2 protein-coding genes are annotated in these 1,269 nt (G+C 44.6%); both read left to right on the top strand.

The window, feature by feature from the left end; genetic code table 11:
* The first annotated feature begins 66 nt into the window (after positions 1 to 66).
* Entirely contained in the window at positions 67 to 378 is a 312-nt protein-coding gene (locus tag ACT3SX_RS15145) for a transposase (protein WP_058025686.1), read from the top strand.
* Positions 375 to 1,256: an IS3 family transposase gene (locus ACT3SX_RS15140; protein WP_225739365.1), complete on the top strand. Its 882-nt coding sequence runs from the start codon at positions 375 to 377 to the stop codon at positions 1,254 to 1,256. The genes ACT3SX_RS15145 and ACT3SX_RS15140 overlap by 4 nt, the downstream gene beginning before the upstream one ends.
* Positions 1,257 to 1,269: the final 13 nt, after the last annotated feature.

Genomic DNA, 1,269 nt, shown 5'->3' with positions numbered 1-1,269 from the left:
TGTAGTGGCATAATAAACTTGGACAGTGCATAAGAGGTTTATACTACCCCAAAGAAGGAAACTAGTATGACCAACAAACGCAACCAATATACCCGAGAATTCAAACTTGAAGCCATCAGCTTAGTCACTGATCACAACCGTAGCATCCCCGACGTTTCTGATTCACTTGGCATTGGCAAATCCACCTTACAGAAATGGCTGAGTCAGTACCGTCAAGAAATGGGTGGACAAGCACCTAAAGTCGGCAATGCCTTAACCGATGAACAGCGAGAACTCCAAGAACTGCGTAAACAAGTAAAACGGCTGACTATGGAGCGCGACATCTTAAAAAAGGCTTCAGCTCTGCTAGCCTTGGACAGTCTGAGCGATTATCGCTGATAAGTCAGCTGGCAGAGCAAGACAAACAGATGAGTAAAACTCAATTGTGTGACCTGTTTGGCATGGTTAAGAGTAGCTATTACTATGGCTTGCAGTCAAAGCCGATAAATATTGAAATGGTCAAGCTTAAAGCCTTAATATGCCAAATATTTAATGACTCAAAGCAATCAGCTGGCGCTCGCAGCATTGCTGCTATCTTGATGAATGAGCATGGCATTAAGCTGACACGTTACTTAGCTGCTAAGATTATGAGAAGTATGGGGCTCATCAGTTGCCAGCTAAAAACACATAAATACAAGCGAGCTGACGAAGAACACCAAGCTCATGACAATATACTGAACCGTAATTTTAGCCCATCAGCGCCCAATCAGGTCTGGACGGGTGATGTCACATATATTCGTATCAAAGGCGGCTGGTGCTACCTAGCGGTTGTTTTAGATTTATATGCCCGTCGTGTGGTGGGCTTTTCGGTGTCAGATTCCCCTGACAGCGTGTTGACAATCAAAGCGCTGCAAATGGCATATCAGACGCGCTTAAAGCCAAGTGGCGTGTTGTTTCACTCTGATCAAGGAACCCATTACACTAGCAAGAAGTTTGCTGAATCCGTGGCGAGTTGTGAGGGTATGACGCAAAGCATGAGCCGTCGCGGAAATTGTTGGGATAATGCGCCGACCGAAAGATTCTTCAGAAGCTTCAAAACTGAGTGGATGCCAAAGGGCGGTTATGAAGATATCGCTGAGGCTAAAAGCGCCATTGTTGATTATATCTGGGGCTATTATCAGTCCGTGAGACCGCATACTTTCAACGATTATTTGCCGCCAGCAGAAAAAGAGAGACGTTACTTTAATCAAAATCTCTTATCAGCTGTCCTAAATTAGTTGACCACTACAA

The sequence above is a fragment of the Psychrobacter sp. AOP31-B2-9 genome (genome assembly GCF_052378005.1).
Taxonomy (GTDB): Bacteria; Pseudomonadota; Gammaproteobacteria; order Pseudomonadales; family Moraxellaceae; genus Psychrobacter.
The sequence above is the reverse complement of the archived record's forward strand: the minus strand, read 5'-3'. Positions and strand labels throughout refer to the sequence as shown.

Excerpts from the sequence above, each read along its gene's own strand:
- ACT3SX_RS15145 (WP_058025686.1), top strand. The coding sequence starts at position 67 with ATGACCAACAAACGCAACCAATATACCCGAGAATTCAAACTTGAAGCC.